The following is a 16,595-nucleotide window of genomic DNA, read 5'->3' as shown; positions in this document are numbered from 1 at the left end:
TAATTATAACAAATAATGTAATATTTAGAAATTTGCATAAAGTATTTTTTGAGAGGAGATTCCTATTTGGTAATAAATGCATAATATATTTAAAGGCTGTTAAGAATGAATAGTAGAATAACTATGATTAATAAGCAATTGATACAATATAAATGATTATCTACATTGACAAACTTAAGAGAATTCTATTATATTTAGTCATATAATACATTAAATCAATGACGGAACAAGTACGTTACAGTCCATTTGTAGAGAGAAGCTTCCACTGGCTGAAAGGAGCTTTAAATGAAGGGTAACAGAAAGCTAATCCTGAGAGCAGCTAATCACTGCCGTCTTGCCACGTTACGGCACCATGAGGTGATGAATTGATTGTTATAATAATCAATTCATAATTAGGGTGGTATCGCGAGTTAACTCTCGTCCCTTTTATTAGGGGCGGGAGTTTTTTATATTTAAGGAGGAAAATACAATGAAACAACTAACAGGCGCACAAATTCGTCAAATGTTTTTAGACTTTTTCCAAGAAAAAGGACATGCAGTAGAACCAAGTGCATCACTAGTTCCTCATGAAGATCCATCTCTGTTATGGATTAATAGTGGTGTAGCGACATTAAAGAAATATTTTGATGGTCGTGTAATCCCACAAAATCCACGTATTACAAATGCACAAAAATCAATTCGTACAAACGATATTGAAAACGTTGGGAAAACGGCTCGTCACCATACATTCTTTGAAATGTTAGGGAACTTCTCAATCGGTGATTACTTCAAAGAAGAAGCAATTACTTGGGCTTGGGAATTTCTAACGAGCGACAAATGGATCGGATTCGATAAAGAATTACTATCTGTTACAATTCATCCGGAAGATGAAGAAGCATTCACAATTTGGAATGAGAAAATGGGTGTTCCAAAAGAACGCATCATCCGTTTAGAAGAAAACTTCTGGGATATCGGTGAAGGACCAAGTGGACCGAATACAGAAATTTTCTATGACCGCGGTGAATCTTACGGTAATGACTTTAGTGACCCAGAATTATATCCGGGCGGAGAAAACGAGCGTTACTTAGAAGTATGGAACCTTGTATTCTCTCAATTTAACCATAATCCAGACGGTTCATATACGCCACTTCCTAAGAAAAACATCGATACAGGAATGGGGCTAGAGCGTATGACATCTATCGTTCAAGATGTACCTACGAACTTTGATACAGACCTATTCATGCCGATGATTGGTGCAACAGAATCAATTTCTGGTGAGAAATATCGTAATGGCGATTTAGAAAAAGATATGGCGTTTAAAGTAATTGCTGACCATATCCGTACAGTAACATTCGCTGTTGGTGACGGTGCTCTTCCATCTAACGAAGGCCGTGGTTATGTATTACGTCGTTTATTACGCCGTGCTGTTCGTTATTCTAAGAAATTAAACATCAACCGTCCGTTCATGTTTGAATTAGTACCGGTTGTTGGAGAAGTAATGAAAGACTTCTATCCAGAAGTACTTGAAAAGAAAGATTTCATCGCAAAAGTTGTGAAGAATGAAGAAGAGCGTTTCCATGAAACACTTCATGATGGTGAATCAATTTTAGCTGAAGTAATTGCAAAAGCGAAAGAAGAAAAAACAACTGTTATTTCTGGCGTAGATGCGTTCCGCCTATACGACACGTACGGTTTCCCAATTGAATTAACAGAAGAATATGCAGAAGAAGCTGGTATGACAGTTGATCAAGCGGGCTTTGAAAATGAAATGGAGAAACAACGTGAGCGTGCACGTGCTGCTCGTCAAGACGTTGATTCTATGCAAGTTCAAGGCGGTGTACTTGGTGAAGTTAAAGTAGCGAGCGAATTCGTTGGTTACGGTACAGTTGCAACAGAAAGTAACGTTGTTGCCCTTGTGAAAAATGGTGAGTATACAGATAGCTTACAAGCAGGTGAAGAAGGACAATTAATGCTTGATGTAACGCCATTCTACGCTGAGAGCGGTGGGCAAATTGCAGACCGTGGTTACCTTCTTGCTGACGGTGTGAAAGTTGTTGTAAAAGACGTACAAAAAGCACCAAATGGTCAAAACTTACACAAAGTAGTTGTGGAAGAAGGTACATTAACGAAAGAAGCGGCTGTAAAAGCTCTTATCGATACGAAAAACCGTAGTAGCGTTGTGAAAAACCATACAGCAACTCACTTACTGCACCAAGCATTAAAAGATATACTTGGAACGCATGTTAACCAAGCTGGTTCTCTTGTAACATCTGAACGTTTACGTTTTGACTTCTCTCACTTCGGTCAAGTACAAGCTGATGAATTAGAAAAAATTGAGCGTATCGTAAACGAAAAAATTTGGGAAAGTATTGATGTTGCGATTTCTCAAAAAGCAATCGAAGAAGCGAAAGAAATGGGCGCAATGGCATTATTCGGTGAAAAATACGGTGATGTTGTACGCGTTGTGCAAGTAGGCGATTACAGCTTAGAGCTTTGCGGTGGTTGTCACGTTGATAACACAGCTTCTATCGGTATTTTCAAAATCGTTGCTGAGTCTGGTATCGGTGCAGGAACTCGTCGTATTGAGGCGGTAACTGGTAAGTCTGCATACGAATTAATGAACGATCAAGTAGGTTTATTAAAAGAAGCAGCAGGAAAAATGAAAACAAATCCAAAAGATATTTTAACAAGAGTTGATGGTTTATTTACTGAAGTAAAACAACTTCAAAAAGAAAACGAATCTCTTGCTGCGAAATTAAGCAATATCGAAGCTGGAAACTTAACTGATTCAGTAATGACAGTTGATGGCGTGAACGTATTAGCGGCGAAAGTAAATGTTGCAGATATGAACAACTTACGTACAATGATGGATGACCTTAAAAATAAATTAGAGTCTGCAGTTGTTGTATTAGCGTCTGTAAATGACGATAAGGTAAACATTTTAGCTGGCGTAACGAAAGATTTAATTAGTCAAGGTTACCATGCGGGTAAACTTGTGAAAGAAGTAGCTTCTCGTTGTGGAGGCGGCGGTGGTGGCCGTCCTGATATGGCACAAGCAGGCGGTAAAAACCCAGCGCAAGTAGAGGAAGCTTTAGCGTTTGTACAAGAGTACGTTAAATCTGTTTCAAAATAAAGAGATAGTAGTGTACAATGGTAGGGAGAGGAGAAGTTCTTCTCCCTATACTTACTACTTACAAGTGAGGTGCTTGAAATGGACGGTTTTGATAAGACAATGAAGTTTAGCATTCAAGATGAAAAACAGAGTGTCCATGTAAATGATGTACTTTTAACTGTGTATGATGCACTTCAAGAAAAAGGTTATAATCCGATTAACCAAATCGTCGGTTATTTATTAAGTGGAGATCCAGCATACATACCTCGCCATAAAGATGCACGAAGCATCGTTCGCAAGCTTGAACGTGATGAGATAATTGAAGAGCTTGTGAAGTCTTACTTGAAACATCATCGTGAGGAGTAGTTTATGCGGATATTAGGTTTAGATGTTGGTACTAAAACAGTCGGTGTTGCAATGAGCGATGAAATGGGCTGGACAGCACAAGGGCTGGAAACAATCAGGATTAACGAAGAACGAGGCCACTTTGGTTTTGACCGTATTTCTGAGTTGGTAAAACAGTACAATGTGGACAAAATAGTAGTAGGTTTACCTAAAAATATGAATGGTACAATCGGCCCTCGTGGTGAAGCGTGCCAGCAATTTGCAGAAAACCTGCGAAATCTGTTACAATTAGAAGTTGTAATGTGGGACGAGCGTTTGTCGACGATGGCAGCGGAACGTCTGCTCATTTCAGCTGATGTGAGCCGTAAGAAGCGAAAACAGGTAATCGATAAGATGGCTGCAGTCGTGATCTTACAAGGATTTTTAGATAGTAAATAAGAGGTGACCAAAATGGAAGAAAATCAAATTACAATTGTAGACGAAAAAGGAAACGAACATTTATGTGAAATTATTTTCACTTTTGATGCTGAAAAATTCGGCAAAAAATCTTACGTAGTCTTCTCTCCAATCGGTGAAGTAGACGAAGATGGAGACCAAATCTTCGATGCAATGGCATATGAGCAAAGTGAAGAAGAGGGTGGAACATTACTTTCAATTGAATCTGAAGAAGAGTGGGAAATGGTACAAGAAATGTTTAACACTCTTGCTGATGAGCAAGAAGAAGAATAGTAATGGATAAAAAGGCGAACTGTGTACACAGTTCGCCTTTTTTGTATTCATATGCAAAATGACAGATTTTTTGTCGAAACTACTTAATTGTTTATAGTATAATAAGACGGGTTGTATGAAAAAAGGCTTTAAATAAGTAGCTGTCACCGATTATTTAGAAATGATTGGTTTTGCTTTATGTTTGTAGGGCATTGTATAGAGGAAGTGTATACGGTCTACAATTGAATAAGGAGGAAGAATTTTGGTAGAGAATCAAGTGAAGAAGAAGCGTAGACGCATTTTTTTAATTTCGATTATCGCACTGCTTTTAGTTTGTGGATCAGTCTATGCGTATATTTCATCTGCATTAGGGCCAGTTGATAGTGGAAATAAAAAAGAGATTGAGGTAGAGATTCCAAAGGGGTCATCTACAAGTAAAATCGGTGAGATTTTAGAAGAAAAAGGTGCTGTGAAAAGCAGTACAGTTTTTAGTTTTTATACGAAATTTAAGTCGAAAAGCTTACAAGCAGGTACATATTTATTAAATCCTTCGATGAGCGCCAACGATGTCATTGAACAAATGTCATCTGGCAACGTACATCGTCCGGCTCTTTATAAAGTGACGATTAAAGAAGGGGCGCAAGTAACTGAAATTGCTGAAGTGATTGCGGCAGAATTAAAGTGGAATAAAGATGAGGTTGTGCGTCAATTAAACGATAAAGCATTTATCCAAAAAATGCAGCAAAAGTATCCGAAGCTATTAACGGATAAAATTTTTGATAGTAACATTAAATATCCACTAGAAGGATACTTATATCCAGCAACGTATTCTTTCTATAAAAAGGATACAAAATTAGAAGAAATTGTAATCCCGATGCTTGAGAAAACAAATGCAATTATTGTTCAAAATGAGGCGAAAATGAAAGCGAAGAACTGGGATGTTCATCAACTTCTCACGTTGTCTTCACTTATTGAAGAAGAGGCTACTGGCTTTACTGATCGCCAAAAAATCTCTAGTGTTTTCTATAATCGTTTAGCGAAAGGTATGCCGCTTCAAACGGATCCGACGGTATTATACGCACTTGGAAAGCATAAACAACGTGTATTATACGAAGACTTGAAAGTAAACTCACCGTACAATACGTATGTTGTGAAAGGGTTGCCGGTTGGACCGATTGCAAACTCTGGTAAACATTCAGTGGAAGCAGCGTTAGATCCTGCGCAAACAGATTATTATTATTTCTTAGCTGCACCAAGTGGTGAAGTGTATTATGCGAAAACATTAGAAGAACATAATGCATTAAAGCAAAAATACATTACGAAAAAACAGTGAAATGGGGAGGGATAGCGAAAAGGGTCGCATATCCCTCTTTTTTGTGGTAAAATATATCGGGTTAAAAACTGGCAGAAGAATCGTTTTTAATATCAAAACGGGACGTACAAGCTAAGGGTGAAACTGGCTTGTATTTTTATTGCATTCTATGTGTGAAAAGACAAAGGTTGACGCGTCATAGAGGCACTTCTCCATGTAAATAAGGAGGACCAATTATGGAGGATACAGTTAACGAGTACCTATTATCATTTATTGATCCAAAAGATAAATTAATTCTTGAAATGGAAGAGTATGCAACTGAAAACCATGTGCCGATTATGGATCGACTTGGAATGGAATTTATGCTGCAATTTTTACGTTTAATTGGACCGGAAAGTATTTTAGAACTTGGAACAGCAATCGGTTATTCTAGTATTCGTATGATGCAAGCTATTCCGAACTCTCGCATTGTGACAGTAGAGCGCAATCGTGAACGATATGAAAAGGCACTTGAATATATAGAATGTTCCTCGGTAACAGACCGTATTTCTGTTATTTACGGTGATGCTTTAGAAACGGGCGAACAAGTGAAAGAACATGGAACATTTGATGTTATTTTTATTGATGCAGCGAAAGGGCAGTATCGTCGCTTTTTTGACTTATACGAACCGTTATTAAATCCTGGTGGCGTTATTATTTCAGATAACGTTATGTACCATGGTCTTGTGACGACAAAAGAGAAAATTGAAAATAGACGTACCCGTGGTTTGATTCGTCGTATTAAGACGTACAATGAATGGCTTATGAATCATGAAGGATATGATACAACGATTTTCCCAATTGGCGATGGAGTGGCTGTAAGTAAAAAGAGAGGGTGACAAAAGTATGAAGAAACCTGAATTGTTAGTAACGCCTAGAGCGGTGGCGGATATTGAACCTCTTGCGAAAGCAGGGGCAGATGCAGTAATGGTTGGTGAACAAAAGTTTGGTTTACGTTTGGCAGGAGAGTTTTCACGTGAAGATGTGAAACAAGCTGTAAACATTGCGCATGAAAATGGTGTGAAAGTATACGTTGCAATGAATGCGATGTTCCACAATGATAAAGTAGAAGAATTAACGGACTATGTTGCCTTTTTAAATGAGGTAAATGTAGATGCGATTGTTTTCGGAGATCCAGCGGTATTAATGGCTGTTCGTGAAGTTGCACCAAATATGCAACTTCACTGGAATACAGAAACGACAGCAACAAACTGGTTTACTTGTAACTATTGGGGGCAAAGAGGAGCGAAACGCGCTGTATTAGCTCGTGAGCTTAGCTTAGATGAAATTGCTGAATTAAAAGAAAATGCTGAAGTGGAACTTGAAGTACAAATTCACGGTATGACTTGCATGTTCCAATCGAAGCGTTCACTAGTAGGAAACTACTTTGAGTATCAAGGGCGTAATCTCGACATCGAAAAGAAAAAGTATGAAGAGAATATGTTCTTATACGACCCGGAACGTAATAACAAATATCCAATTTATGAAGATGAAAATGGTACTCACATTATGAGTCCGAATGATATTTGTTTCATCGATGAGTTAGAGGAACTAATCGATGCTGAAGTCGATAGCTTAAAAATTGATGGTGTCCTAAAAAGTTCTGAGTACATTATTGAGGTAACGAAGAAATATCGTAAGGCGATTGATTTATGTGTAGAAGATCGTGATGTGTATTATGACGTGAAAGATGATTTATTTAAAGAGATAGAAGAAATACAACCGGTAAATCGTCCGTTAGATACAGGATTCTTCTTTAAAGAAACGGTTTACTAAACGAGGAGGGTGTAGGAAATGACTGTACAAGAAATTTCACGAGTGATCGATGGCAAACGCGTTATTGTGAAAAAACCTGAACTGTTAATCCCTGCGGGTAACTTAGAAAAATTAAAAGTAGCTATCCATTATGGGGCAGATGCTGTATATTTAGGTGGACAAGAATTTGGTCTTCGTTCTAATGCAGGTAACTTTACGCTGGAAGACATGGCAGAAGGCGTTGAATTTGCAAAGAAATATGGAGCAAAAATATACGTAACAACAAATATTTTTGCACATAATGAAAATATGGATGGGCTAGAGGAATATTTAAAAGGGATTGAAAAAGCTGGCGTAACGGGAATTATCGTTGCCGATCCGCTTATTATTGAGACATGTAAACGTGTGGCGCCTTCTGTTGAGGTGCATTTAAGTACACAACAATCACTATCCAACTGGAAAGCAGCACAGTATTGGAAAGAAGAAGGTTTACATCGTCTTGTATTAGCTCGTGAAGCAAGCTATGAAGAAATGAAAGAAATTAAAGAAAAAGTTGATGTTGAAATTGAAGCATTCGTCCATGGTGCAATGTGTATCGCGTATTCAGGGAGATGTACATTAAGTAACCATATGACAGCGCGTGACTCTAACCGTGGTGGTTGTTGTCAATCTTGCCGCTGGGATTATGATTTAGTTCAAACGGTATCACAACATAAAGATGCAAAAGAGCTTCCTCTATTCCAAGAAGAAGATGCTCACTTTGCGATGAGCCCAAAAGATTTAAATTTAATCTTATCAATTCCGAAAATGATTGAAATTGGAATTGATAGCTTAAAAGTTGAAGGACGTATGAAATCTATCCATTACGTAGCGACTGTAGCAACTGTATATCGTAAAGTAATTGATGCGTATTGTGCGGATCCGGATAACTTTGAGTTTAAACAAGAATGGTTAGATGAACTTGATAAATGTGCAAATCGTGATACAGCTCCTGCATTCTTTGAAGGGGTTCCAGGACATCAAGAGCAAATGTTTGGAAATCATAGTAAGAAAACAACGTATGATTTTGCTGGTTTAGTGTTAGATTATAATGAAGAAACGGGCATCGTAACGCTTGAGCAACGTAATCACTTCAAACCAGGACATGAAGTGGAGTTCTTTGGGCCAGAAATAGAAAACTTTACGCAGACGGTGGAGAAAATTTGGGATGAGGATGGAAACGAATTAGATGCAGCGAGACATCCGTTGCAAATCGTGAAATTCAAAGTGGATCAACCAGTGTATGTGAATAATATGATGCGCAAAAACATACTTCAATAAGAAAGAGTGGTAGTCGAATGGGGACGAATAAGCCTGTTGTAATTGGAATCGCTGGTGGTTCAGGATCAGGAAAAACAAGTGTAACGAAAGCGATTTTTGACCATTTTAAAGGTCATTCCATTTTAATCTTGGAGCAAGATTATTATTACAAAGATCAAAGCCATTTACCAATGGAAGAACGTTTAAAAACAAATTACGATCATCCGTTAGCGTTTGATAATGATTTGTTAATTGACCATTTGCAGCAGTTGCTTGCATATGAGCAAGTGGAAAAGCCTATATATGACTATACATTGCATACGCGTTCAGAAAAAATTATTCCAGTTGAGCCGAAAGATGTAATCATTTTAGAAGGAATTCTTATTTTAGAAGACCCACGTCTTTGTGAGTTAATGGATATTAAGGTGTTCGTTGATACAGATGCAGACCTTCGTATTTTACGCCGCATGCAGCGCGATATTGAAGAGCGCGGTCGTACAATGGATTCAGTTATCGACCAATACGTAAACGTTGTACGTCCAATGCATAATCAATTTATTGAGCCTTCTAAGAAATTCGCGGATATTATTATCCCTGAAGGTGGACAAAACCATGTTGCAATTGATATTATGGTTACAAAAATTGCAACAATTCTTGAACAAAAAGTAAATTTGTAATAGCATAGTAAAAGATATACGATAGGAAGGGATTTTTTCCCTTCTTATCGAATACAATGAAACATGAAACCTCACCTACCAATAGGTGAGGGCATATTTATATCAACTTTCCATACATACCTTCTTTATATAAGGAAGAATTGGAGAATAAGGGGTTGTATGTGACAACTCCACTAGTGCTACGTGTGCTAGAAACCTCCGCTATATAAGCGGAGGAGTTTTCATATGGAACTCCTCTTTTTTTCGGGGGATTGGTATATAAAAGGAGTGGAAAACATGGCAACAGAAAAAACATACCCTATGACGCAAGAGGGTAAGCAAAAACTAGAGAACGAAGTTGAACAATTAAAAACAGTAAGACGTAAAGAAGTTGTAGAGCGTATTAAGATCGCACGTAGCTTCGGAGATCTTTCTGAGAACTCTGAGTACGATGCAGCGAAAGATGAGCAAGCATTCGTAGAAGGACGTATTACACAACTTGAAAACATGATTCGTAATGCGGTTATCATTGAAGACAATGGTGAAGAGTCTACAGTTGTAACATTAGGTAAAACAGTAATATTTAAAGAGTTACCAGGTGGAGACGAAGAAGCGTACATAATCGTAGGTAGCGCAGAAGCCGATCCATTTGAAGGGAGAATTTCTAACGATTCTCCAATCGCAAAAAGCTTATTAGGTAAGCAAATTGGTGAGAAGGTAGCAATCCAAACACCAGGTGGAGAAATGCAAGTAGAGATTATCTCTGTAAAATAACGTAAAAAATCACTCGTGTAAAAACGAGTGATTTTTTATTTGTATAAAAGGTGAAACACCTCGTCTAAACTACAATAGACGAGGTGTTTTTTATGAAAATGAAACGGAGAATTATAATTGTTTTAATTTGTTTTATGGGTGTGATTTTTTTATTACTTTGTCGTTTAATCCAAATACAGATTATAGATACGGAATCATTTACTGACCGAAATATCAATCTGATTGAAAAAAGTGTTACGCAACGAACACAATCACTTACAGTAGATAATGGAAGAGGGCATTTTACAGATCGAAATGGTAAGGAAATTGGTGAAGAGAAATATCCAGTCTTAATTGTTTTTCCATTTTTACAAATAAAAAATGACATGTTAGAGAAAATTGCGCATATCATTGGTGTGTCGAGACAAGAGATAAGACTGCAAATGAAAAATAAGAATCAAGCATTTATATTACGAAGGGAGAATACCCCATTTCAATTAACGCTCGAGCAGATGAAGAAGGTAAATGAATTAGATATTTTAGGTATTGTAGCAGCAGAAGTTCGACTGAAGCAAATGGGAGAGGCAGATCATTTAATTGGTGATGTGGGAGAGAATGAACAGGAATTTCAAAAGCGTTATGGAGAAATGAAAAAAACTTCGAAACAAACGCCAATTGGTATTTCTGGATTACAACAATCATTTGATGAATTTTTACTGACTGATGGAGAAGCGAAAGTACTATATCAAGTGGATCGACAAGGAGAACCGATTTTTGGGAAGCAGGCGAAATACACTTCACCAGGAAATCCATTTTATCCAGTTACTATTCAAACAACAATACATAAAACGTTGCAACGACGAGCAGAGAAGATTATAGATGAAAACGGAATAAAAAAAGGTGGGTTAGTATTACTAGACATAAAGAATAGTGAAGTTGTAGCAATGGTAAGTAGGCCTTCTTTACAGATGAATGATAGGAGGATATATAAAGCTACACTTGAAAATCAAATGTTAATTCCTCATTTTCCGGGGTCTGTTTTTAAAACAGTAGTTGCAGCAGCAGGAATTGATGAGAATTTGGTGCGGTTTAATCGTACATTTAACTGTAATACGGATTTATACGGTGAAAATCTTCCACAAGTTATGATGGGGTCATTAAACTTTAAGGAAAGCTTTGCTAGAAGCTGTAATCGAACGTTTGCCGTATTAGGTGGTGAACTAATGCAAAAGGATAGGGAAGTGTTAGAAACGTATTTAGAGGCCTTAGGAGCACGTGAGAAGGTAGGTTGGAAAGGTTCGGTATTTCATACACCAGAATTTGAGCAATTGCCAGAAGAAAAGAGTGCTATTATTTGGGGAAGCGAAGAAAATAAAGATAGTAGAAAAGCGATTGCTCAAACGATGGTCGGACAAAAAGATGTACGTGTGTCACCTCTAGCTATAGCGAATATGATGGCGACAATTGCTAGAGGTGGAGAGAAGATGGAAGTGAAAGCTGTGAAAAAAATAGTGTATAAAAATGGAACCGACTTTTTTACATTTGAAAATCATAAATTAAATGGGAAACAGCTTTCTTATGAAACGATGAAAAAATTACAACAGTTGTTAAGAGCCGTTGTAACGATGGAGAAAGGAACGGGAACCGCATTCCGTTCGTTGCCACTAACTGTCGCTGGAAAATCTGGGACGGCACAAACAGGAAAAGGAGAGAGGGTGAATCGCTGGTTTGCAGGTTATTTTCCATATGAAAACCCAAGATATGCTTTAGTTGTAGTTGATATAGAAACAGATAGTAATGAAAATGTAGTCACACCAGTTTTTGCAGAAATGGTAGAGGCAATTCATCAATTAGAAATTGAAAAGTAATCTTGCAATTATTTATGAAATGTTTTCATTTCGTGAAAATATTATTGTAAATGTTCAACCTTTCTAGATTTAATGTTACAATAGCAAGTATGAAAAACTGCATGGAGGTTTGAAGAATGGCAGGAGGATCTAGATTCCAACAGAAACAACAAAAACGTCGTCAAAACGGTGTTTTAAATATTGCAATCGCTATTGTATTAGTAGCAGTAGCTATTGTAGCATATCAATTGTTTGTTCCTGACACAAAAGAGCAAGCGTCTTCTAATGATAAAAAGGTAGCTCAGCAAACAACAAAAGAGAATAAAGCTGAGAAAGGTAAAGAAGAGCCGAAGAAGAATGAGCAAGATAAGACAGAGGCTAAGAAGAAGGAAGAAGAAGAGAAGCAAAAGGCTGAGGAAGAAAAGAAAAAAGCTGAAGAAGAAGCGAAAGCTAACGAGAAAGCACCAGCTGAAAAAACACAGTCACAGGCAACAGATGCTTATACGAAATCTTCTTGGAAGCCAGTAGGTACAGAGCAAGGTGCAACACCTGCGATGACGTTTAAAAAAGGTACAGCAGATTGGAATGAGATGAATCAAGCGATTTCAGCTGCAATTGACGTTCCAGTAAATCAATTAGTTATCCATAGAATTGGAAATAACGGTAAGAATAAAGCTTACGGTAACGTACAAGATAAACAATCAGGTAAAAAATATTATGTGAATATTGATTGGGTAGACAATGAGGGCTGGAAACCAGTACTCGTTCAAACTCTAAACTAAAAAAAGAGAGGCTCTTAAGAGCCTCTCTTTTTTTAGTTAGCGTAATTTCTTTAATTTAAAATGAACAACCGCACTATAATAAGGTCTTTTGCTTTCAGGATCCATAATCATTTGGTGAGAAATATGATGAACTTCGAGCATAAGTGCTTTATTATTATCAATTTGTTCGTTAATTTTTTTTTCTAGAGAAACTAAGTTTGCAGCCTCGAAAAATTCTACTTTATCTTCTAACATTTCAAAGGTAAATGACACGAAGATGCCCCCTCTCCTATGATAATCACCTATAGTGTAACAAAGAAAAGAAGGAAATACTACGTACATTTCAATTGACATTTTTAGAAAGAGAGAATATCATACTGATAAAACCGATAAGAAAAAGGGGAATTTTTATGGGAACAGAATTTAATGGTTTATTTGATGAATGGGCTCATACGTACGACTCATTTGTACAAGGCGAAGATATACAATATAAAGAAGTTTTCGCCCATTATGAGGACATTTTAGAGGATGTAGTTAACAAGTCATTTGGCAACGTATTAGAATTTGGTGTTGGTACTGGCAATTTAACAAATAAATTATTACTTGCTGGTCGCACAGTTTACGGTATAGAACCGTCACGCGAAATGCGTACTATTGCAAAAGAGAAATTACCAAAAGAATTTTCAATTACAGAGGGTGATTTTCTTTCATTTGAAGTCCCAAATTCAATCGATACTATTGTGAGCACTTACGCATTTCATCATTTAATAGATGAAGAAAAAGACGTAGCAATTGCGAAGTATAGTCAATTGCTAAACAAAGGTGGTAAAATAGTGTTTGCTGATACGATATTTGCAGATCAAGATGCATATGATAAAACTGTCGAAGTAGCAAAACAAAGAGGTTTTCATCAGTTAGCAAACGATTTGCAAACAGAATACTATACACGTATTCCGATCATGCAATCTATTTTTGAAAACAATGGCTTCCACGTAACGTTTACGAGATTAAATCATTTCGTTTGGGTAATGGAGGCAACTAAGCAATAGAAAGAGGGATTAGATTGAGAATTGCTGTAATTGGAGCAATGGAAGAAGAAGTACGTATTTTACGTGACAAACTAGAACAAGCAGAAACAGAAACTGTTGCAGGTTGTGAATTTACGAAAGGGCTATTGGCAGGACATGAAGTAATCTTGCTAAAGTCTGGTATTGGTAAAGTAAATGCAGCGATGTCAACGACAATTTTATTAGAAAAATATAAGCCTGAAAAAGTAATTAATACTGGTTCAGCTGGTGGATTCCATCACTCTCTAAATGTTGGTGATGTAGTTATTTCAACAGAAGTTCGTCACCATGACGTAGATGTAACAGCATTTAACTACGAATATGGTCAAGTGCCAGGAATGCCACCTGGATTTAAAGCTGATGAGGCATTAGTTGCATTAGCTGAGAAATGTATGCAGGCAGAAGAAAATATTCAAGTTGTAAAAGGTATGATTGCAACAGGTGATTCATTTATGAGTGATCCGAACCGCGTTGCAGCAATTCGTGATAAATTTGAAGACCTTTATGCAGTAGAAATGGAAGCAGCAGCTGTTGCGCAAGTATGCCACCAATATGAAGTTCCGTTTGTTATTATTCGTGCACTTTCTGATATTGCTGGTAAAGAATCAAATGTTTCATTTGATCAATTTTTAGATCAAGCAGCTCTTCATTCTACAAACTTTATCGTAAAAGTACTAGAAGAGTTAAAGTAATGTAACAAAAAGGCAACTGTCTCATATAAAGAAAATACATACAGTTGCCTTTTCTTTATTGGCAAATAAGGGGGAGAACACGATGAATGTATATCGTGGAGTTCATGAGTTGATTGGCCATACACCAATCGTAGAAATTACTCGTTTTTCACTTCCGAAAGGAGTCCGTTTATTTGCAAAGCTTGAATTTTACAACCCAGGCGGAAGCGTTAAGGATCGTTTAGGAAGAGAATTAATTGAAGATGCGCTAGAAAAAGGGCTTGTTGCAGAGGGCGGAACAATTATTGAACCGACGGCTGGAAATACCGGCATTGGACTGGCACTTGCAGCGTTAGAACATGATTTACGCGTTATTGTTTGTGTACCAGAGAAATTTAGTATTGAAAAACAAGAAATAATGAAAGCGCTAGGTGCAAAGGTCGTGCATACACCGACTGAGCAAGGAATGACCGGCGCAATTGCAAAGGCAAAAGAATTAGTAAATGAAATACCGAATTCATACTCTCCAAGTCAGTTTGCGAATGAAGCAAACCCTCGTGCTTATTTCAAAACATTAGGTCCTGAACTTTGGGATGCATTGAATGGAGAAATTAACATATTTGTTGCAGGGGCAGGAACTGGCGGTACGTTTATGGGAACTGCGTCTTATTTAAAAGAGAAAAACATTGATATTAAGACGGTTATTGTAGAACCAGAAGGATCTATTTTAAATGGTGGTAAAGCTGGTTCACATGAAACAGAAGGGATTGGTCTTGAATTCATCCCGCCATTTTTAAAAACATCTTATTTTGATGAAATTCATACAATTTCTGATCGACATGCATTTTTACGAGTGAAAGAGTTAGCGCAAAAAGAAGGCCTTCTCGTTGGGAGCTCTTCAGGAGCGGCATTTCATGCAAGCTTACTTGAGGCAGAGAAAGCAGCACCAGGTACGAATATTGTAACGATTTTTCCTGATAGTAGTGAGCGCTATTTAAGTAAAGACATATACAAAGGATGGGAATAAAAAATGAGAGCAAAGACAAAATTAATTCATGGTATTCGCATAGGAGAACCTTTAACTGGATCTGTAAACGTACCGATTTATCAAACAAGTACGTATAAACAAGAAGCAGTTGGTAAGCATCAAGGATATGAATATTCACGTACAGGCAACCCAACACGTGCAGCTTTAGAAGAAATGATTGCAGTCTTAGAAAATGGTCATGCTGGATTTGCATTTGGTTCAGGGATGGCAGCTATTACAGCAACTATTATGCTATTCTCAAAAGGAGATCACGTCATTTTAACAGATGATGTTTATGGCGGAACGTACCGTGTTATTACAAAAGTATTAAACCGCTTCGGCATTGAGCATACATTTGTAGATACAACAAACCTAGAGGAAGTTGTAGAAGCGATTCGTCCAAATACGAAAGCGATTTATGTAGAAACACCAACGAACCCATTACTAAAAATTACTGATATTAAGAAAATATCTGCTCTTGCTAAAGAGAAAGATTTATTAACAATTATTGATAACACATTCATGACGCCATATTGGCAGTCGCCAATTTCTTTAGGAGCAGACATTGTGCTTCATAGTGCAACGAAATATTTAGGAGGACATAGTGATGTAGTTGCAGGCCTAGTAGTTGTAAATAGCCCGCAATTAGCAGAAGACCTTCACTTTGTACAAAACTCAACAGGAGGTATTCTTGGCCCACAAGATAGCTTCTTACTACTTCGTGGTTTAAAAACATTAGGAATTCGTATGGAAGAACATGAAACGAATTCACGTGCGATTGCCGAGTTTTTAAATAACCATCCAAAAGTAAATAAAGTATATTATCCAGGTCTTGAATCCCATCAAAACCATGAACTAGCAACAGAACAAGCAAATGGATTTGGTGCTATCATCTCATTTGATGTAGATAGTGCGGAAACGTTGAATAAAGTACTTGAGAAACTGCAATACTTTACACTTGCTGAAAGCTTAGGAGCAGTAGAAAGTTTAATTTCTATCCCATCTCAAATGACACATGCATCAATCCCAGCAGATCGCCGTAAAGAATTAGGAATTACAGATACATTAATTCGTATCTCTGTCGGAATTGAAGATGGTGAAGATTTAATTGAAGATTTAGCACAAGCGCTAGCATAATAAAAATGCACTGCTAATGTAGAGCAGTGCATTTTTATTATATTAATTTGTGAAACGTTTCACAAATTAGACATACACAAATGAAATGATTTCATGTATATTGAATTCATGAAATGTTATTCACGAA

At 37.2% G+C, this 16,595-nt stretch carries 17 protein-coding genes and 1 other annotated feature; of the genes, 16 read left to right on the top strand and 1 reads right to left on the bottom strand.

From position 1 onward, the window contains the following. Positions 1–209 precede the first annotated feature (209 nt). Positions 210–428 (top strand) — a binding site (T-box leader). 41 nt (positions 429–469) lie between these two features. The 12 genes from alaS to NSQ69_RS21615 all read left to right on the top strand — a co-directional run bounded on the left by alaS (position 470) and on the right by NSQ69_RS21615 (position 12,587). Beyond that, positions 470–3,112: an alanine--tRNA ligase gene (gene alaS / locus NSQ69_RS21670; RefSeq protein ID WP_002015283.1), complete on the top strand. Its 2,643-nt coding sequence runs from the start codon at positions 470–472 to the stop codon at positions 3,110–3,112. A 78-nt stretch (positions 3,113–3,190) separates the two neighbouring features. After that, positions 3,191–3,457, top strand: a complete 267-nt coding sequence (locus NSQ69_RS21665; protein WP_000348591.1) for an IreB family regulatory phosphoprotein — start codon at positions 3,191–3,193, stop codon at positions 3,455–3,457. A 3-nt stretch (positions 3,458–3,460) separates the two neighbouring features. Beyond that, positions 3,461–3,874, top strand: coding sequence for a Holliday junction resolvase RuvX (ruvX, locus tag NSQ69_RS21660; protein ID WP_001221204.1), 414 nt, complete (start codon positions 3,461–3,463; stop codon positions 3,872–3,874). 12 nt (positions 3,875–3,886) lie between these two features. Beyond that, complete coding sequence (locus tag NSQ69_RS21655) at positions 3,887–4,165, top strand: DUF1292 domain-containing protein (RefSeq protein ID WP_002034112.1); 279 nt, start codon at positions 3,887–3,889, stop codon at positions 4,163–4,165. Positions 4,166–4,406: 241 nt separating this feature from the next. Continuing rightward, positions 4,407–5,477, top strand: coding sequence for an endolytic transglycosylase MltG (gene mltG / locus NSQ69_RS21650; RefSeq protein ID WP_002129212.1), 1,071 nt, complete (start codon positions 4,407–4,409; stop codon positions 5,475–5,477). Between the two features lie 215 nt (positions 5,478–5,692). Continuing rightward, a complete protein-coding gene (locus NSQ69_RS21645; protein ID WP_002129210.1) occupies positions 5,693–6,334 on the top strand; it encodes an O-methyltransferase in 642 nt (213 codons plus the stop codon). A 7-nt stretch (positions 6,335–6,341) separates the two neighbouring features. Then, positions 6,342–7,271: a peptidase U32 family protein gene (locus NSQ69_RS21640; RefSeq protein WP_002129209.1), complete on the top strand. Its 930-nt coding sequence runs from the start codon at positions 6,342–6,344 to the stop codon at positions 7,269–7,271. An 18-nt stretch (positions 7,272–7,289) separates the two neighbouring features. Beyond that, positions 7,290–8,570, top strand: coding sequence for a peptidase U32 family protein (locus NSQ69_RS21635; RefSeq protein ID WP_002015275.1), 1,281 nt, complete (start codon positions 7,290–7,292; stop codon positions 8,568–8,570). A 17-nt stretch (positions 8,571–8,587) separates the two neighbouring features. Beyond that, complete coding sequence (gene udk / locus NSQ69_RS21630) at positions 8,588–9,226, top strand: uridine kinase (RefSeq protein ID WP_002015274.1); 639 nt, start codon at positions 8,588–8,590, stop codon at positions 9,224–9,226. 276 nt (positions 9,227–9,502) lie between these two features. Beyond that, entirely contained in the window at positions 9,503–9,979 is a 477-nt protein-coding gene (greA, locus tag NSQ69_RS21625; RefSeq protein WP_078213491.1) for a transcription elongation factor GreA, read from the top strand. Between the two features lie 92 nt (positions 9,980–10,071). Next, the gene (locus NSQ69_RS21620; protein WP_002129205.1) at positions 10,072–11,826 is read left to right on the top strand and encodes a peptidoglycan D,D-transpeptidase FtsI family protein; all 1,755 of its coding nucleotides are present in this window, start codon (positions 10,072–10,074) and stop codon (positions 11,824–11,826) included. A 116-nt stretch (positions 11,827–11,942) separates the two neighbouring features. Further along, a complete protein-coding gene (locus NSQ69_RS21615; protein WP_341099663.1) occupies positions 11,943–12,587 on the top strand; it encodes a YrrS family protein in 645 nt (214 codons plus the stop codon). 36 nt (positions 12,588–12,623) lie between these two features. On the opposite strand, the gene NSQ69_RS21610 is transcribed toward NSQ69_RS21615, so the two are convergent. Then, on the bottom strand, positions 12,624–12,839 hold the full coding sequence (locus NSQ69_RS21610) for a YrzA family protein (RefSeq protein ID WP_002015268.1): 216 nt from the start codon (positions 12,837–12,839) through the stop codon (positions 12,624–12,626). Positions 12,840–12,976: 137 nt separating this feature from the next. Here NSQ69_RS21610 and NSQ69_RS21605 point away from each other — a divergent pair, with 137 nt between their 5' ends. From NSQ69_RS21605 to NSQ69_RS21590, 4 genes are all read left to right on the top strand, one after another. Next, positions 12,977–13,615 carry a class I SAM-dependent DNA methyltransferase gene (locus NSQ69_RS21605; RefSeq protein WP_002015267.1) on the top strand — a complete coding sequence of 213 codons (639 nt, stop codon included), beginning with the start codon at positions 12,977–12,979 and terminating at the stop codon, positions 13,613–13,615. Between the two features lie 14 nt (positions 13,616–13,629). Beyond that, on the top strand, positions 13,630–14,325 hold the full coding sequence (gene mtnN, locus NSQ69_RS21600) for a 5'-methylthioadenosine/S-adenosylhomocysteine nucleosidase (protein ID WP_002015266.1): 696 nt from the start codon (positions 13,630–13,632) through the stop codon (positions 14,323–14,325). An 82-nt stretch (positions 14,326–14,407) separates the two neighbouring features. Further along, the gene (locus NSQ69_RS21595; protein WP_002129198.1) at positions 14,408–15,331 is read left to right on the top strand and encodes an O-acetylserine dependent cystathionine beta-synthase; all 924 of its coding nucleotides are present in this window, start codon (positions 14,408–14,410) and stop codon (positions 15,329–15,331) included. 3 nt (positions 15,332–15,334) lie between these two features. Then, positions 15,335–16,468, top strand: coding sequence for a bifunctional cystathionine gamma-lyase/homocysteine desulfhydrase (locus NSQ69_RS21590; RefSeq protein ID WP_341099662.1), 1,134 nt, complete (start codon positions 15,335–15,337; stop codon positions 16,466–16,468). Positions 16,469–16,595 lie beyond the last annotated feature (127 nt).

It is taken from the genome of Bacillus sp. FSL R10-2201, from assembly GCF_038008665.1.
GTDB lineage: Bacteria > Bacillota > Bacilli > Bacillales > Bacillaceae_G > Bacillus_A > Bacillus_A mycoides.
The sequence above is the reverse complement of the archived record's forward strand: the minus strand, read 5'-3'. Positions and strand labels throughout refer to the sequence as shown.

Coding starts and splice junctions, on each gene's coding strand:
- alaS (WP_002015283.1), top strand. CDS start 470: ATGAAACAACTAACAGGCGCACAAATTCGTCAAATGTTTTTAGACTTT.
- NSQ69_RS21665 (WP_000348591.1), top strand. CDS start 3,191: ATGGACGGTTTTGATAAGACAATGAAGTTTAGCATTCAAGATGAAAAA.
- ruvX (WP_001221204.1), top strand. CDS start 3,461: ATGCGGATATTAGGTTTAGATGTTGGTACTAAAACAGTCGGTGTTGCA.
- NSQ69_RS21655 (WP_002034112.1), top strand. CDS start 3,887: ATGGAAGAAAATCAAATTACAATTGTAGACGAAAAAGGAAACGAACAT.
- NSQ69_RS21645 (WP_002129210.1), top strand. CDS start 5,693: ATGGAGGATACAGTTAACGAGTACCTATTATCATTTATTGATCCAAAA.
- NSQ69_RS21640 (WP_002129209.1), top strand. CDS start 6,342: ATGAAGAAACCTGAATTGTTAGTAACGCCTAGAGCGGTGGCGGATATT.
- NSQ69_RS21635 (WP_002015275.1), top strand. CDS start 7,290: ATGACTGTACAAGAAATTTCACGAGTGATCGATGGCAAACGCGTTATT.
- udk (WP_002015274.1), top strand. CDS start 8,588: ATGGGGACGAATAAGCCTGTTGTAATTGGAATCGCTGGTGGTTCAGGA.
- greA (WP_078213491.1), top strand. CDS start 9,503: ATGGCAACAGAAAAAACATACCCTATGACGCAAGAGGGTAAGCAAAAA.
- NSQ69_RS21620 (WP_002129205.1), top strand. CDS start 10,072: ATGAAAATGAAACGGAGAATTATAATTGTTTTAATTTGTTTTATGGGT.
- NSQ69_RS21615 (WP_341099663.1), top strand. CDS start 11,943: ATGGCAGGAGGATCTAGATTCCAACAGAAACAACAAAAACGTCGTCAA.
- NSQ69_RS21605 (WP_002015267.1), top strand. CDS start 12,977: ATGGGAACAGAATTTAATGGTTTATTTGATGAATGGGCTCATACGTAC.
- NSQ69_RS21595 (WP_002129198.1), top strand. CDS start 14,408: ATGAATGTATATCGTGGAGTTCATGAGTTGATTGGCCATACACCAATC.
- NSQ69_RS21590 (WP_341099662.1), top strand. CDS start 15,335: ATGAGAGCAAAGACAAAATTAATTCATGGTATTCGCATAGGAGAACCT.